Below are 17424 nucleotides of genomic sequence, written 5' to 3' on the forward strand. Positions count from 1 at the left end.
AGTGTTGTTATTTTAATCTGTTTACGTCCTTTATTTACCTATTAGTAATCATAAAATAAGCGCAAGTTAGCGCATAGTTGAGGTAGAAGAATGCAAGTTTCCGTTGAGACGTCTACAGGTTTAGAACGCCGTCTTACAATTACCGTTCCTGCAGAGTCAATTGACACAGCAGTAAAGTCTCGTTTACAGCAACTGGCTAAAACCCAGAGAATTAATGGTTTCCGTCCAGGTAAAGTGCCTGTTACCGTAATCAAAAAACGTTATGGTCAGGCTGTACGTCAGGAAATTGCTGGTGAAGTGATGCAACAGAACTTCTATCAAGCTATTACTCAAGAGAAAATTACCCCAGCAGGTATGCCTTCTTTTGAAATGAAAACGGATGAAGACGGTAAAGATTTAGAATTCGTTGCAGCTTTCGAGGTTTATCCTGAAGTGGAAGTGCAAGGTATTGAAAAAATTGAAGTAGAACAGCCAGTTGTAGAAATCACAGATGCTGATTTAAGCGACATGATAGATACATTGCGCAAACAACATGCTGACTATAAAGAAGTAAAGCGTAAAATTAAGAAAGACGACAAAGTTACTATGGATTTTGTCGGTACCATTGATGGTGAAGAATTCGAAGGTGGAAAAGCTGAAGATTTCGAACTAGAAATGGGTAAAGATCGGATGATCCCTAGATTTGAAAAGCCTATAGTTGGCGCGAAAACAGGTGAAGAAGTGATTGCTGACGTGACCTTCCCTGAAGACTATCATGCAGAAGCGTTGAAAGGAAAAGCAGCGCAGTTCACTATTAAAATTAAGAAAACTGAGCAACTTAATCTACCTAAAGTAGATGAAGAATTTGCTAAGTTGTTCGGAATCGAAGATGGTGACATCGACGCTTTAAACGCTGAAGTACGTAAAAATATGCAGCGCGAACTTGATCAAACTCTTAAAGCATCAGTGAAAGAGCAAGTTATTAATGGTTTACTTGAGAATAACCAAATTGATTTGCCTAAAGCGTTGGTAGAGCAAGAAGTGAATGTACTTCGAGAACAAGCAAAACAACGTTTTAGTCAACAACAAGGTGGTAAGGTAGATAATATGCCTGAACTGCCAGCTAACTTGTTTGAAGAGAATGCGCGTAAGCGTGTGAGCATTGGCTTGTTGTTAGGAGAAGTGATTAAGTCGAATGATTTAAAAGTAGACCCTGCTAAAGTAGATGCGTTGATCGAAACGGCTGCTTCAGCTTACGAAGATCCGCAAGAAGTGATTGAGTATTACAAGTCTAATGATGAGTTAACTCAACAAATGAATAATGTAGCTTTAGAAGAACAAGCTGTTGAAGTATTGCTTAAACAGGCTGTTGTTAAAGAAGTTAACAAGAAATTTGATGAGATCATGAACAAACAGGCGTAATTTGCCTTTTGTTAATTGACTTAACTAGTCTGCAACTGCTTAAATGCTCGGTAAATACCGAGCATTTTTATTTGTGAAGAAATTATTATTATGATGAATACCCCATTTGACCCGACAAGCGCTTTAGTTCCAATGGTAGTTGAACAGACTGCAAAAGGTGAGCGCTCTTATGACATATACTCTCGTTTATTAAAAGAAAACGTAATTTTCTTAGTTGGCCAAGTTGAAGATCATATGGCTAATCTAATTGTGGCCCAAATGCTTTTCTTAGAAGCTGAAAACCCAGAGAAAGATATATTTTTGTATATCAATTCTCCAGGTGGTTCAGTGACTGCAGGCATGGCTATTTACGATACCATGAACTTTATTAAACCCAATGTTAGCACCGTGTGTATTGGCCAAGCGGCTAGTATGGGGGCTTTTCTATTGTCTGCTGGAGAAAAAGGAAAACGTTATTGTTTACCTAATTCTCGAGTGATGATCCACCAACCTTTAGGTGGTTTCCAAGGTCAAGCGTCAGATTTTGAAATTCATGCGAAGGAAATCCTGTCTATTAAAGAGAAGATGAATCGTTTGATGGCTGATCACACTGGGCAAGAGTATGAAAAGGTAGCTAAAGATACCGATAGAGATAACTTTTTAAGTGCTACAGAAGCAATGGAATATGGTTTAATTGACCAAGTCTTATCGAGTAGACCTGATACCGCAAACGATAAGTGATAAGTAAATTACTCTAAGGTTTTTCTGAGATAACGCGCAATTAATCAATATTTCGCTAAACTAAGAGTCGGTAGAAAAAAAGGAAAAGTGCGTAAATGAGTGATGATAAAAACAGTGATGGCGATAATAAACTTTTGTATTGTTCGTTTTGTGGAAAAAGCCAACACGAAGTAAGAAAGCTGATAGCGGGTCCTTCAGTTTTTATATGCGATGAATGTGTTGATTTATGTAACGATATTATTCGTGAAGAAATAAAAGAAATTTCACCGCAGAAAAAACAAGACGCGTTGCCCACTCCTAAAGAAATTCATAACCATTTAGATGATTATGTAATTGGCCAAGAGCACGCTAAAAAGGTGTTGTCTGTGGCTGTGTATAACCATTATAAACGTTTAAGAAATGGTGACACACATGAAGGTGTAGAATTAGGTAAGAGTAACATTTTACTTATGGGCCCTACTGGTAGCGGTAAAACCCTATTGGCTGAAACCCTTGCCCGTTTACTTGATGTGCCTTTTACTATGGCTGACGCGACTACGTTGACCGAAGCGGGTTATGTTGGGGAAGATGTAGAAAACATTATCCAAAAGCTTTTGCAAAAGTGTGATTACGACGTAGAAAAAGCTCAACGAGGTATAGTCTATATCGATGAGATAGATAAAATTTCACGTAAATCAGATAATCCATCTATTACCCGAGATGTATCAGGTGAAGGAGTGCAACAGGCATTGCTTAAGTTGATTGAAGGAACCATTGCTTCGGTTCCACCACAAGGTGGTCGTAAACACCCTCAGCAAGAGTTTTTACAAGTTGATACTTCCAAGATCCTGTTTATCTGTGGAGGAGCGTTTGCTGGCTTGGACAAGGTGATTGAACAAAGAGCCCACACTGGAACAGGTATAGGTTTTGGGTCTGCCATTAAGAATACTGAGAGCAAAGCGAAAGAAGGTGAGTTGCTTAAGAAAGTTGAGCCAGAAGATTTAGTGAAATATGGTCTTATCCCCGAATTTATCGGTCGTTTACCAGTGTTGACTAGCTTAGAAGAACTCAGTGAAGATGCATTAATTGAAATATTACGCGAACCTAAGAATGCGATAACCAAGCAGTATTCAGCGTTATTTGACATGGAAGACACAGAACTAGAGTTTCGAGAAGATGCGTTGCAAGCCATTGCCAAAAAAGCCATGCAACGTAAAACTGGCGCGCGAGGTCTACGTTCAATTGTTGAAGCGGTACTACTTGATACTATGTATGATTTACCGTCTATGACTGATGTGAGTAAAGTTGTTATTGATGAAGCTGTTATAAGAGGTGAGTCTAAGCCCATCTTAATTTATGACAATAATGTCGACAAAAAGGCCGTGTCAGAATAAAAATTATGAGTTTTTAAAAAGGTTCTTTTAAGAACCTTTTTTTATGCCTGTAGGTTTTTGAATGTTTATGCATCAATTAACCCCCAATCTAATATTTATTTAGGTAGTTTTAGCGTTTTTGTTTGAACTTTCCTTGCGTAGCCCCATATAGTTTGACATGAGAATATAATAATTGACCGAGTACGAGACTGAGTATGACTGAAGAGCGAGAAAATCACGTAGAAATTCCAGTGTTGGCATTACGTGATGTGGTGGTTTATCCACATATGGTAATTCCATTGTTTGTCGGCAGAGAGAAATCAATTCGTTGTTTAGAAGCATCAATGGAAAAGGATAAGCAAATATTTTTAGTTGCACAAAAGGATGCGAGTATCGATGAACCTTCTTCTGAAGATGTATTTTCGGTTGGTACACTTGCTACTATTTTACAGCTCCTCAAATTGCCAGACGGTACAGTTAAAGTATTAGTCGAAGGCAACAAGCGTGGATCGATCATAGACTTTGTTAATACAGAAGACTTTTTTATTGCTAATGTTGAAAGTACTGAAGATAAAGAGTTACCGGAAGCTGAGCAAGAAATACTAATTCGCTCTGCGATTTCTCAGTTTGAAGGGTATGTAAAATTAAATAAAAAGATACCGCCAGAAGTATTAACATCACTGAATGGTATAGATGATGCTGCCCGTCTAGCAGATACTATGGCTGCACATATGCCATTAAAACTTGCAGAAAAGCAAAAAGTATTAGAGATGCTCAGTATTAATGAGCGTTTAGAATATTTGATGGCATTGATGGAAAGTGAAATCGACTTATTGCAAGTTGAAAAGAAAATTCGTACTCGTGTTAAAAAGCAAATGGAAAAGAGCCAACGAGAGTACTATTTGAATGAGCAAATGAAGGCCATTCAAAAAGAGTTAGGTGATGGTGAAGATGCGAGTGATGAGTTTGAAGGATTAAACCAGAAAATTATTGATGCCAAGATGCCCGAAGAGGCAGCAAAGAAAGCCACGGCCGAACTGAATAAATTAAAGATGATGTCACCCATGTCTGCAGAGGCCACTGTGGTGCGCAGTTATATTGATTGGCTAACCAATGTTCCTTGGGTAAAACGCAGTGCAGTGAAGAAAAACCTAGCGTTGGCAGACGAAATACTTAACTCCGATCATTATGGTTTGGACAAAGTAAAAGAGCGTATTATTGAATATCTTGCTGTTCAACAAAGAGTTAAAAAATTAAAAGGACCTATCCTATGTCTTGTGGGTCCTCCTGGTGTGGGGAAAACATCTTTAGGTCAATCTATTGCTAAAGCTACGGGTAGAAAATATGTAAGAATGGCTTTAGGTGGGGTTAGGGACGAAGCTGAGATCAGAGGACATAGGCGTACATATATTGGTTCTATGCTAAAGGTAAAATGATCCAAAAAATGGCCAAAGTAGGGGTGAAAAATCCACTATTTTTATTAGACGAAATAGACAAAATGTCTTCGGATATGCGCGGTGACCCATCATCTGCATTATTAGAAGTGCTAGATCCTGAACAGAATAGTAGCTTTAGTGACCATTATCTTGAAGTTGACTATGACCTGTCAGATGTCATGTTTGTTGCCACATCTAACAGTATGGACATTCCCGGTCCGCTGCTAGACAGAATGGAAGTTATTCGTTTATCTGGATATACCGAAGACGAAAAGTTGAACATAGCGACTCAGCATCTAATGGACAAGCAAATGTCCCGTAATGGCTTAAAAGATGGGGAGTTGATCATCGAAGAAAGTGCTGTTATTGGGATTATCCGTTATTACACGAGAGAAGCGGGTGTTCGGAGTCTTGAGCGAGAAATATCAAAAATTTGTCGTAAAGCGGTGAAGAATATTTTATTAGACAAGTCGTTAAAACAAGTCATCGTGGATCAAGATAACTTAAAAGAGTACTTAGGTGTACAACGTTTTGATTATGGTAAAGCCGATAAGCAAAACCAAGTGGGACAAGTTACAGGTCTTGCTTGGACGCAGGTAGGTGGAGAGTTATTAACCATAGAAGCAACGTCCGTAGTAGGGAAAGGTAAAACAACCTTTACCGGGTCTCTTGGCGATGTAATGCAAGAATCTATTCAGACCGCATTAACAGTGGTTCGCAGTAGGGCAGAAAAGTTACGCATAAATGAAGATTTCCATGAAAAACGTGATATTCATGTGCACGTACCAGAAGGAGCGACACCGAAGGATGGTCCTAGTGCTGGAATTGGCATGTGTACAGCGCTTATTTCAGCTTTAACAGGTAACGCTGTTAACTGTGAAGTAGCCATGACTGGAGAAATTACCCTAAGAGGTGAAGTGTTACCTATTGGCGGTTTAAAAGAAAAATTGTTAGCTGCGCACAGAGGGGGTATCAAAACTGTTATCATTCCAAAAGATAATGAAAGAGACTTAGAAGAGATCCCTGAAAACGTAAAACAGGATTTAAGTATTCATCCGGTTCAATGGATTGATGAGGTTTTAGAGTTGGCTTTAGCTGAACATCCGGAGAAATTTACTCCAATTTCGATTGAAAAGGCGAAAAATTAGACTGTTTTGGTTTTTTTTTATGTTTTTTCAATTTTAGGGCTTCCCAATGTAAAAAGATATGGTAGCCTTTGTACTCAGAATCGCTTAAGGCCTTGTCGCAAAAGGGATTTAGACGACTCATTAATGTTTCATTTAAGTAAACTGCTTGAAGTTACTATTCAAGCTTGATATAACATTCCGGTTTCGCATTTTGCGAACCATAAATATAAAAAATAACATAACGAAGGGGTTCATATTGTGAATAAGTCAGAACTTATTGATTCTATCGCTGCAAGTGCAGATATTTCTAAAGCAGCAGCGGGTCGTGCATTAGACGGTTTTACGTCTGCAGTTACTTCAGCACTTAAAGATGGGGATCAAGTTGCATTAGTTGGCTTTGGAACTTTCTCAGTACGTGAACGCGCTGCTCGTAGTGGACGTAATCCACAAACTGGTGAAACTATCCAGATTTCAGCAGCTAAAGTACCTTCTTTTAAAGCTGGTAAAGCATTAAAAGACTCGTGCAATTAAGTTTTTAGTTTATTTTCAAAAGGCGATGATTTTTCATCGCCTTTTGTTTTTGTGAAGACTAATTTTATTGTTTACATTGTTGAAAGACTTACCAGAATTCCTCATTCACTAAACACTTTTTATTTCGTGACGAACATTCTTAATAATATAACTTGTTTAGTATATAATCTCGCCCGTTTATGGCAGAGGTAACCTCTCAGCTAATCGAATAACCGCTCATTTGGAGTTTGGACTTTAGTATGTTGGAAAGAATTAGAGAAGGATCGCAAGGCGTTTGGGCTATGGCGATCTTAGGATTAGTAATTTTAAGTTTCGTTTTTGCTGGTGTAGGCAGCTATATAAACTCTTCAGGGGTAGGTGTTGCAGCCAATGTAAATGGTGAAGAAATCACCTTAGATGAACTTGAGAAGGCTTATCAAAACGAACGCGCGCGCATGGAACAGCAGTATGGTGATTCATTTGCCACATTAGCCAGTGATGCGGGCTACTTGCAGAATTTTAGAAGTAGCATACTTGACCGATTAATCGGCGAAAAATTGATGGATCAAGCTGCCGCTGAACTTGGTTTGAGAGTCAGTGATGAGCAAATCAAGAGCGCTATCGTAACAATGACCGAGTTTCAAATCGATGGTAAATTTGACAATGAGCGTTATTTAGCTATTTTGCGTCAGGCAGGTTACCAACCAACTTCGTTTAGAGACTATATGCGTGTTGATATGGTGCGTAGACAGTTGTCTCAGTCTTTACTCGGTACAGAATTCGCTTTAGAAAATGAAGCACAATCAGCGCACTTGATGCAACAGCAAACTCGTGATCTTCGATATGCTACTTTGTCTTCAGATAAGTTTACTGATCAAGTGGATGTAACTGAACAACAAATTTCCAGCTATTACCAAGCTAATATTAGTCAGTTTGATACGGAAGAAAAGGTAAGCTTAGAATATGTAGAAATGACGTTAGATGATGTGATGTCTAATATTACTGTTACGGAGCAGGAATTAGCCGAATACTATCAGCAGAATATTGACGACTATCGTACTGCTGAAGAACGTCAAGCTTCGCATATTTTATTTGAAAGTGCAGATGAAGACGAAAGTGTATTGGCCTTGGCTGAATCAGTACTTGATAAAGTGCAAGCTGGCGGTGACTTTGCGGAACTAGCGAAAGAATATTCTTCAGACACATTTAGTGCAGAAAATGGTGGTGATTTAGGGTGGTTTGGTGCTGGTATTATGGATCCAGCATTTGAAGAAGCAGCGTTTGCTTTAGCGGCTAAAGGTGATGTTAGTGCGGTGGTCAAAAGTGAATTTGGTTATCACATTATTAAGTTAACAGATATCAAGCCAGAGCAAGTTACCGCTTATGCAGATGTGCAAGATGAAGTAAGCACTAAGCTTAAGACATTCAAAGCAGAAGAAGAATTTTATGGTATTCAACAACGAATTGCTGAAGTCGCATTTGAATTACCTGACTCACTTGAAGAAGTGGCCGCAGAAGCTAACAAGCCAATTCTAACAACAGAGCCTTTCACTCGTCTTGCTCCTCCTGAAGTTGTGGCTAGCCCAAATGTATTGAGTAGCGCCTTTAGCGATGAATTGATTGTCGAAGGTGTAAATAGTGAAGTATTAGAGCTAGGTAGAAATCATATTATGGTTGTTCGAGTGGCTTCTCATGAAGAAGAGCGCACTAAAGCATTAGATGAAGTGAGTGAGCAAATTAAGTCGATTTTACTGGCCGAAGCTTCTCAGCAGGCCGCACGAGATTGGATTGCTGAAGTCAAATCTAAGTTAGTTAATGGCGAAGACACCAGTGCAGAATTTGAGTCGATGAACCTGACTTGGCAGGATAAATCTGCTGTCACTCGTAATGATGGCACTGTTTCAAGAACGATTGTTGAAGCTGCTTTTAAACTGGCTGAAGGCAATGTTGATGTGGTTGATCTGGTAACTGGCGACGTAAGCTTAGTGCAATTGATTAAAGTGAATTCTGGTGAAGCGGCGGACGATACACTAGTGGCAAGCTTGCAAAATCAGTTAGCATCACTTAAAACGCAAAACCTATATGCAGCGGTTATTCAGTCGTTAAGGGCTGAAGCTGATATTGATATATTGCAACAATAGTTAATTTATATTGATAAAAAAAGAGCGATATAATCGCTCTTTTTTTTGCGCTAATCATGACCTTAGGCGTTAGGATTATTGCATGTGTGTTAACCACAGAATTATCGCGTAAAATACTGCGATTACGGTGGAAAATATCAATATATACACATACCCTTGTTTGCCCTGACCAAGGTTGTACCCCCTACTTTTTAAATATACGGTCCAAAGTAAGCACAAAATTAATGGAACCAAAAACAATATTCTAAACATTAAACGCCTCGTGACAAACCAAATTATTCTTATTAGGGGGGATAATTGTTGGAGCAATTACCCGTTCCATTAAAGCACTAAGCACTCAAAACGAAGCAGTGCTTTTTGAGCAAGGTGACGGCGTGCAGGAATGTCCTTTGAAATACCGTTAACCTAGTGCAAAACCCGCAGAGAATTTCTCGTGGCGAGTTTTAAAAGCTGATACTTTTTGTCGCTAACTCGCCAAAGAATGCCGTTATCCTGTCATTGTCGCGTCAAAAATAATGTATATTTATATTCTCGCTGAGCGTACATTGGATTCTTGCGGTAGGCACAAATACTCTGCTCGACTCCCACCATATTTTAATCACGATCTTGAATTGTAGGTGATATTTCCAATTTACAACCAAGATTGAGTGATAGCAATTAGCTAATACACTACAGCTTCAAAAGCTGTTGGGTATATCAACCACTTTAATTAAGCAGAATAACAACACTCGTTTTGTGCTGTAGAGCTGCATTCTGTTTAGTTTACAGGTAACACAAAGCGCAGCATAAATAACCACAAAAAGTAGCTTCCCTATAAAGCTTAACAGAAAATACCTAGCCATGTGTAGATGACATCTAAGTGTAATCAAATTGTCAATCTGCTGTCACTTTATAGACTCATTATTACGATTTTTAAATCACTGTAAAATGGATGAATAATGACGTTTAAAGCAACTCCAATTTTTTGGGCGATCGCTGCTTCTTTAGGCTTAGCTGGATGTGCCGATGACGGCGATACTGGGCCTGCGGGCACTGATGGTACAAAGGGGGCTGATGGCTTAGCCAGTATAGTCAGGCATACCGCTATTTACTCTGGTAACGACAACTGTTTTGCTGGCGGTACAGCGATAGAGTCTGGATTAGATGTTAATGCCGATGGGATCTTGGCTGATGCCGAGGTTGCAAATGCGTCTTATATTTGTGCATCGACGCAATTAAGTCACAAGCGTTTTAATCGGGTGGCTTCATTCCCAGTATGTTCTCAAATTGATATTCATTGTGACGATGACACCGAAACTTCTGCCGAAATAGTGTCTGCTAGTGCTGACGGCTTGACATTGGTTTATACCGACAGCCCGAATGAACAACTGGGTTTTATCAATATCACAGACCCCAGTAATCCGCTGGCAGCGGGCACGTTAGCATTAGCTGGAGAGCCAACCTCAGTATCAGTTGTGGGGGACTACGCTTTAGTCGGCTTAAACACTTCTACTAACTATGTAGATGTCTCTGGTGCTTTAGTGGTGATTAATATCGACACGCAAGCAGTGGTGGCCACTATCGATTTAGGCGGTCAACCTGACTCTGTTGCCATTAGTCCCGATGGAATGTACGCCGCAATTGCTATAGAAAATGAGCGTGATGAAGATTTAGCTGATGGCGCTCCGCCACAAGCTCCCGCTGGTTACTTGTCTATTGTCAATCTAGCTGGGGAGCCTAGTACATGGACTGCTTCAAAAGTAGATTTGGTCGGGTTAGCTGATTTATATGGTGATGATCCTGAGCCTGAGTATGTAGATATTAATAGTGACAACATTGCGGTCGTGACCTTGCAAGAGAATAACCATATTGTATTGGTTGATTTAACTGATGGAACTGTGCTCAATGATTTCTCAGCGGGATCGGTAGACTTAGCTCAAGTAGATGCAACTGAAGAGAAAGCGCTGATTTCACAAACCGAATCTTTGGATGCTGTGTTGCGCGAACCTGATGGGGTGACTTGGCTAGGAAATCATTATTTTGCCACAGCTGACGAAGGGGATTTAGATGGCGGCTCTCGTGGTTTTACCGTATTTAATAAAAGTGGTGAGGTCGTTTATGCCGCCGGTTCAAGTATGGAACATATGGTAGCTAGTGTTGGCCATTATCCAGATGCTCGCTCTGAGAATAAAGGTAACGAGCCAGAGAACGCTGAATATGGAGTATTTGGTGATGAGCGTTACTTATTTGTCAACTCAGAGCGTTCGAGTCTAGTATTTGTGTATGATGTGGCTGATTTTACTAAGCCCGTTTTTAAACAAGTTTTACCTGCGGGTGTAGCGCCAGAAGGGGCATTAGCTATTCCAAGTCGCAACTTACTAGTGGTCGCAAGCGAAGCAGATGATCGAGGGGCAAAGATCCGTTCAGTGGTCAATATATACAATTATTCAGCTAACGATCAGCAATATCCAACTATTCAATCTACCTATCGTGTCGATGGTTCACCTATCCCTTTTGGTGCGCTATCGGGTTTAAGTGCCGATCCTACAAACACAAGCCTATTGTATTCTGTAGAAGATAGTTTTTATAAAAGTAATCGTATTTTCACCATTGATACCTCACTTAGCCCCGCAGCGTTAGTGGCAGAAACGACTATTAAAGATACAAACGATGTTTTTGCTGCTATTTCAGCAGCTACTTTGGCTGATGATACTGTCGATGCTGATGATGTCAGACGTGTTAGTGTGTTTGATGAGGCGGATTTAGCGGCTATGATTAATGCGGACAAAACCGTTAATATCGACCCCGAAGGTGTAGCTAAGGCGAGTGATGGCGGATTTTGGATTGCGTCCGAAGGTTCGGGCACTATGGGCGATACCAGTCGTCCAATAAATAGCCTTAACTTTATATTTAAAACAGATATGTCTGGGATCATTGAAGAAGTCATCACATTACCTGACACGGTAAACAGTAATCAGTTACGCTTTGGTTTTGAGGGCGTGGCTGAATATTCGGATAATGTCTATGTTGCATTCCAACGTGTTTGGGCTGGTGATCCTAATGTTCGTATAGGGGTTTACCACACAACTACTAAAACGTGGAGCTTTTTGTACTATCCATTGGACGGTGCTGAGTCACAAAATGGTGGTTGGGTAGGATTATCTGACCTTACATCCTTAGGCAACGGAAAGTTCTTAGTTTTAGAGCGCGACAACCAAGGCGGCCCTGATGCTGCCATTAAGCGTATTTACCAAGTTGATACCAATGGTTTAGGGGATGGTGAAACCTTGACGAAAGTGCTAGTTAAGGATGTATTACCAGATATGCAATCTGCTCACGGTCTACCCGCTGAAAAAGTAGAAGGTATGGCAATAATGGCGAATGGTGATGTTTACATTGTTAATGATAATGACGGTGTTGATGACAACAGTGGCGAAATTCAACTGATTAACTTAGGTAAAATTACCCAATAGGCTAATCAGTCATGAGCTAAAAAGGGTAGCCAAAGCTACCCTTTTTATCTAGTTCGATACTAGTTGAATATCTTTTGTTGCAATTAATTATTTCGTTTTATTAGGTTTTTTCGTGTTTATTGCATATAATCCGCGCGAAATTTTTATTGGCCCTCAGTAGGCTTTACACAGTATTTATAATTGGAGTGAAAAACATGGCTTTAGAGCGCACTTTTTCTATTATCAAACCTGATGCCGTTGCGAAAAACGTTATCGGTGCTATCTACAATCGTTTTGAGTCTGCAGGCTTAAAAATTGTTGCTTCTAAAATGGTTCATTTAAGCCAAGAAAAAGCTGAAGGGTTTTATGCTGAGCACAGTGAACGTCCTTTTTTCCCTGCTTTAGTTGCATTTATGACATCTGGCCCAGTTATGGTTCAAGTGTTAGAAGGCGAAAATGCGGTATTGAAAAATCGTGAGATCATGGGCGCAACTAACCCAGCTGAAGCTTTAGCTGGTACATTACGTGCAGATTACGCAGAATCAATTGACGAAAACGCTTGTCATGGTTCAGATGCTCCTGAATCGGCAGCACGTGAAATCGCTTATTTCTTTGCCGACGAAGAAATCTGCCCACGTACACGCTAAGTTAGTTAGTAGAATAAGCAAAAGGGAGCTTCGGCTCCCTTTTTGCGTTATCAGCTATTTGAAATATTTTCTAAGATCATTCTGCTTTCAAGCCGTATATCGGTTAAAATAAAAGCAGTTTTATCTGAGCATTGAGGTTTATTGTGACGTCCAAAGAAGTATCGACCCAACCAGCAAAAATAAATTTACTTGATTTTAATCGAGCAGGTTTACGTGCCTATTTTAGTGAAATAGGTGAAAAACCGTTTCGAGCAGATCAAATCATGAAGTGGATTTATCAGCAGGGAGTGTCTGACTTTGAACAAATGACGAACCTAAACAAAGTACTCAGGGCTAAGTTAATTGCTAACTGCGAAGTTAAAGCGCCTGAAATTGCTTATCAACAAAATGCGACTGACGGCACTATAAAGTTTGCCTTGCGCCTTGAAGGTGGTCAAGAAGTCGAAACGGTTTGGATCCCTGACGGTGACAGAGCCACGTTATGTGTATCGTCACAAGTCGGTTGTGCATTAGAGTGCACTTTTTGTTCTACCGCTCAACAAGGTTTTAACCGCAACTTAAAAGTATCAGAGATTATTGGTCAGGTATGGCGGGTGGCTACCACAATTGGGTTAAATAATGACACAGCCAGACGGCCTATTACTAATGTTGTGATGATGGGCATGGGCGAGCCACTGCTTAATGTTAAAAATGTCGTGCCAGCTATGGATTTAATGATGGACGATCTAGCCTTTGGCTTGTCTAAACGCCGCGTCACATTAAGTACCTCCGGCGTTGTGCCTGCGCTAGATAAGTTGGCTGATCAAATTGACGTTGCCTTGGCTATTTCACTACATGCACCAGATGATGCTTTACGCAACGAAATTGTGCCTATCAATAAGAAGTATCCTATCGAAGTATTCTTAGCCAGCGTACGCGGCTATTTAGCAAAATCTAATGCTAACTCAGGTAAAGTCACGGTTGAATATGTCATGTTAAACGGTATCAATGACAGTACTGATCAAGCGCACCAGTTAGCTAAAGTCTTAGCGAAAACCCCTGCAAAATTAACCTTATTCCCTTCAACCCTTATCCAGAGTTCGCCTTATACTTGTTCCAGCAACTCGCGAATTGATCGCTTTGCCAAAGTGCTTATTGAATATGGTTTGGTTGTTGTTGTGCGTCGTACTCGAGGTGATGACATCGACGCAGCTTGTGGCCAATTAGTAGGTGATGTAGTCGACAGAACGAAAAGAATGATGAAAAAGCAGCTTAAAGGCGAAAATATTTCAGTGAAAATGGCACAATAGCTTTTTCAATTAGGTAACTGAATATTATGTTTAAATTGAATGGCATATTTTGTTTACTTGCCTTGTTGTTTCATGGTTGCAGTAGTCAAAATAGCTGGTACTCAGCCGCTAATGAGTTTGACCAAGTTAAAGCTGCTGAAACTCGCGTGTCATTAGGACTTTCTTACCTAAAAGCTGGACAATATAGTCAGGCCAAATTTAATCTAGACAAAGCGTTTGAATTTGCCCCTAGTTCGGCTGAAGTTAATTATGCATTGGCGTATTATTATCAACAAGTCGAAGAACGTGAACAGGCGGAGTCGAAGTATCGATTGGCTATGGACCTTGACCCGGAAAATGCCAACATCAGCAACAGTTATGGAGCATTTTTGTGCGCGCAAGGACAATATCAAGCAGCCAAACCTTACTTTTTAAAGGCGATAAATAGTCGACAATATACTGCCAGCGCAGAAACCTACGAAAACCTCGCTTTGTGTAGTCAAAGTGCAGGGTACCCTAATGAAATGATTGGTTACTTACACAGTGCAGTCAATCATGATCCTAGTAGAAGCCAGAGTGTCATCTTGTTAGTTGAGGCGTTAATTGACGCACAGCAATGGCAAGAAGCCAGAGATGTTTTAAGACGCTATGAGAAAGTAGCCCAAGTTAGCCCGCAAAGTTTGTTATTGGCCATTGAGATCGAGAAAAGTAGTGGTAATAAAAGTGCTGAAAAAGATTATACCGATATGTTGATTAAGGTGTATCCTTTGCACCCTGAGGTTATTGCATTAGTTAAAGAGAACAAGACCCAAATTCAACAGTCGAGAAGACTAAAGAAACAGGTTAATGTCCAACAGACACACGAAAACGAAGTTCAACAAGCACTAACGCCTAGCTCAAAAAACGCAAGCGCAATTGATGACGTTTCCGCGGCAGAAGAAAATAGTTCGTCGTTAGCATCAATTAATGGTTCTAAAAGTCAATTGCCACGTTATCATGTTGTTAGTGAAGGAGAAAATTTGTTCCGTATTTCTCTAATGTATAATATAAAATTGCAACGCTTGCGGGATTGGAATAATTTATCTAATTCTTCAGCAATTTATAACGGCATGAAGTTGACACTTAATCCCCTAATTCTGACGAGTAAAGTAAAAGTATGAGTGAAGAGCAAGAAGTAGTAGTCATTGTGGGGCCCGGTGAAATATTAAAAAAAGCTAGGGAATCTGCAAAATTATCAATCGATGATATAGCCAATAAAATTCGATTGAAAAAAACCTTAATAGAAGATCTGGAAAGCGATAATTATGATATCAATATTTCCCTCACCTTTATTAAGGGGTATTTGAAACTCTACGCTAAACAAGTATCTGTGCCAGAAGCCGAGATAGTGGCTGCTTTTGAAGGTTTAAATACGCAAAAGAAAGAGCCCGCAAAGTTACAAAGTTTTTCTCGTAGATTTAATCACCAAGCGAATGATGACAAACTCATGCTGGTCACCTATTTGATCGTTGGAGTAGTGATAGCCTTAGCGGTGGTTTGGTGGTTTCAACAAAGTGACACGGGGCAAAGTTTATTTTCAGAACAGAGCATAGATAGTTCGCAAACTAGTGAAACGGTGTCTTTGCAACCCTACTCTGACGAGCCAGTGGTTCAAGTGCCTAATGTTGCAGCGGGGGCTTCGGAGCCATCTTTAACAGACGTCGGTGCGACGGATGAAATACCTGAGCCTATTGAAAGTGTCGAACAAGCCACGACTGAAAGCAGTACTGATAGTGAAACTAATTTCGACCAGAATATTGTCGAGACGCCAGATGAAGTTGCTACGGTCATCGAAGATGCCAGTGCAACTACAACGGCGGCGCTAGAATCGGCGCAGACTAGCTCAACAACTGATGAGTCACAAACAACTGCTACATCTGATGCCGCGCCAGTAGAGCTGGTGTTTGAATTTTTAGACAACTGCTGGACCAATATTTCAGATGCGACAGGTGAAGATATCGCCTATGGTGTGAAAACAAAAGGAAGAGTCATGACCATTGCGGGTATTCCACCTTTTGTTGTGACCTTAGGCGCACCAGAATTTGTGAAAATTTCTTATGCGGGTGAGCCTGTAGATATGTCGTTCGTTGTGCTCAGGCCGTAGTGCAAAATTTTCATTACCCTTAGCTGAATAATTAAGAGTGTAAATATTACCATGTTTTCTGATTCTCCAATTAAGCGTCGTGCCTCAAAACGTATTTATGTGGGCAATGTTCCGATAGGTGATGGTGCTCCCATTGCTGTGCAATCGATGACAAATACTTTGACCACGGATGTTGAGGCAACGGTTGCGCAAATTAAAAAAATTCAAGCGGTAGGTGGCGAGATTGTCAGAGTATCTGTACCCACTATGGATGCGGCTGAAGCGTTTAAATTGATAAAGCAGCAAGTTACAATTCCGTTAATTGCAGATATTCATTTTGATTATCGTATTGCTTTGAAAGTTGCAGGTTACGGAGTGGATTGTTTGCGCATCAACCCGGGCAATATTGGATCAATGGAAAGGGTCAAAGCGGTAGTTGACTGTGCGCGTGACAAGAATATTCCGATTCGAATTGGGGTCAATGGTGGTTCGTTAGAAAAAGAAATCCAAGAAAAATACACAGAGCCTACGCCTGCCGCATTAGTTGAGTCGGCTATGCGTCATGTTGATATTTTAGATAAACTTAACTTTGATCAATTTAAAGTCAGTGTGAAAGCTTCTGATGTGTTTCTGGCCGTTGGTGCATATCGAGAATTAGCCAAGCAGATCGATCAACCATTGCATTTAGGAATTACCGAAGCCGGTGGTATTCGCGCTGGTGCAGTGAAAAGCTCAGTAGGTTTGGGCATGTTATTAGCTGAAGGCATTGGTGATACTATCCGTATTTCGCTAGCGGCTGATCCCGTTGAGGAAATTAAAGTAGGTTTTGATATTTTAAAGTCTTTAAGAATTCGCTCGAGAGGGATTAATTTTATCGCCTGCCCAAGTTGCTCTCGCCAAGAGTTCGACGTTATCAATACAGTTAATGCTTTAGAACAACGCTTAGAAGATTTACTTACGCCCATGGACGTATCAATAATTGGTTGTGTCGTTAACGGCCCAAGTGAAGCAGAAGTGTCAGACTTAGGGCTCACTGGCGCCAGAAATATGAGCGGTTTTTATCTAGATGGTAAACGTCAAAAAGAACGATTATCGAATGACGACTTGATTGATCAGTTAGAAAAACGAATTAGAGCAAAAGCCAGTCAAATTGACGAGGGTAATAAAATATCCGTGAAGCAAGTAAGTTAAGACTTTCCGCTGCTTTACTCGGTTATTTTCTCCACAACATTTTACGTTTAAGCTCAAAGCCCCTATAATGCGGGGCTT

11 protein-coding genes and 1 pseudogene are annotated in these 17424 nt (G+C 40.3%); all 12 read left to right on the forward strand.

Going from position 1 to position 17424, the window contains the following annotated elements:
• The first annotated feature begins 90 nt into the window (after nucleotides 1-90).
• A complete protein-coding gene (gene tig / locus RS130_RS11080) occupies nucleotides 91-1401 on the forward strand; it encodes a trigger factor (protein ID WP_316026004.1) in 1311 nt (436 codons plus the stop codon).
• A 90-nt stretch (nucleotides 1402-1491) separates the two neighbouring features.
• A complete protein-coding gene (clpP, locus tag RS130_RS11085; protein ID WP_316026005.1) occupies nucleotides 1492-2121 on the forward strand; it encodes an ATP-dependent Clp endopeptidase proteolytic subunit ClpP in 630 nt (209 codons plus the stop codon).
• A gap of 95 nt (nucleotides 2122-2216) precedes the next feature.
• Entirely contained in the window at nucleotides 2217-3494 is a 1278-nt protein-coding gene (gene clpX, locus RS130_RS11090; protein WP_316026006.1) for an ATP-dependent protease ATP-binding subunit ClpX, read from the forward strand.
• Between the two features lie 194 nt (nucleotides 3495-3688).
• A pseudogene (gene lon / locus RS130_RS11095) lies at nucleotides 3689-6057 on the forward strand (endopeptidase La).
• A gap of 237 nt (nucleotides 6058-6294) precedes the next feature.
• Nucleotides 6295-6567, forward strand: coding sequence for an HU family DNA-binding protein (locus RS130_RS11100; RefSeq protein WP_316026007.1), 273 nt, complete (start codon nucleotides 6295-6297; stop codon nucleotides 6565-6567).
• Between the two features lie 239 nt (nucleotides 6568-6806).
• Nucleotides 6807-8687 carry a SurA N-terminal domain-containing protein gene (locus RS130_RS11105; protein ID WP_316026008.1) on the forward strand — a complete coding sequence of 627 codons (1881 nt, stop codon included), beginning with the start codon at nucleotides 6807-6809 and terminating at the stop codon, nucleotides 8685-8687.
• A gap of 938 nt (nucleotides 8688-9625) precedes the next feature.
• Nucleotides 9626-12139 (forward strand): esterase-like activity of phytase family protein, encoded by a 2514-nt coding sequence (locus RS130_RS11110; protein ID WP_316026009.1) that lies wholly within the window; start codon nucleotides 9626-9628, stop codon nucleotides 12137-12139.
• A gap of 194 nt (nucleotides 12140-12333) precedes the next feature.
• Nucleotides 12334-12765, forward strand: a complete 432-nt coding sequence (ndk, locus tag RS130_RS11115) for a nucleoside-diphosphate kinase (RefSeq protein WP_316026010.1) — start codon at nucleotides 12334-12336, stop codon at nucleotides 12763-12765.
• A gap of 143 nt (nucleotides 12766-12908) precedes the next feature.
• On the forward strand, nucleotides 12909-14054 hold the full coding sequence (gene rlmN, locus RS130_RS11120; protein ID WP_316026011.1) for a dual-specificity RNA methyltransferase RlmN: 1146 nt from the start codon (nucleotides 12909-12911) through the stop codon (nucleotides 14052-14054).
• Between the two features lie 26 nt (nucleotides 14055-14080).
• Complete coding sequence (gene pilW, locus RS130_RS11125; RefSeq protein WP_316026012.1) at nucleotides 14081-15193, forward strand: type IV pilus biogenesis/stability protein PilW; 1113 nt, start codon at nucleotides 14081-14083, stop codon at nucleotides 15191-15193.
• Nucleotides 15190-16176: a RodZ domain-containing protein gene (locus RS130_RS11130; protein WP_316026013.1), complete on the forward strand. Its 987-nt coding sequence runs from the start codon at nucleotides 15190-15192 to the stop codon at nucleotides 16174-16176. Before pilW ends, RS130_RS11130 begins: the two co-directional genes overlap by 4 nt.
• A gap of 51 nt (nucleotides 16177-16227) precedes the next feature.
• On the forward strand, nucleotides 16228-17346 hold the full coding sequence (gene ispG / locus RS130_RS11135; RefSeq protein WP_316026014.1) for a flavodoxin-dependent (E)-4-hydroxy-3-methylbut-2-enyl-diphosphate synthase: 1119 nt from the start codon (nucleotides 16228-16230) through the stop codon (nucleotides 17344-17346).
• Nucleotides 17347-17424 lie beyond the last annotated feature (78 nt).

Origin of the sequence: Paraglaciecola aquimarina, from assembly GCF_032464635.1 — a bacterium.
Taxonomy (GTDB): domain Bacteria; phylum Pseudomonadota; class Gammaproteobacteria; order Enterobacterales; family Alteromonadaceae; genus Paraglaciecola; species Paraglaciecola aquimarina.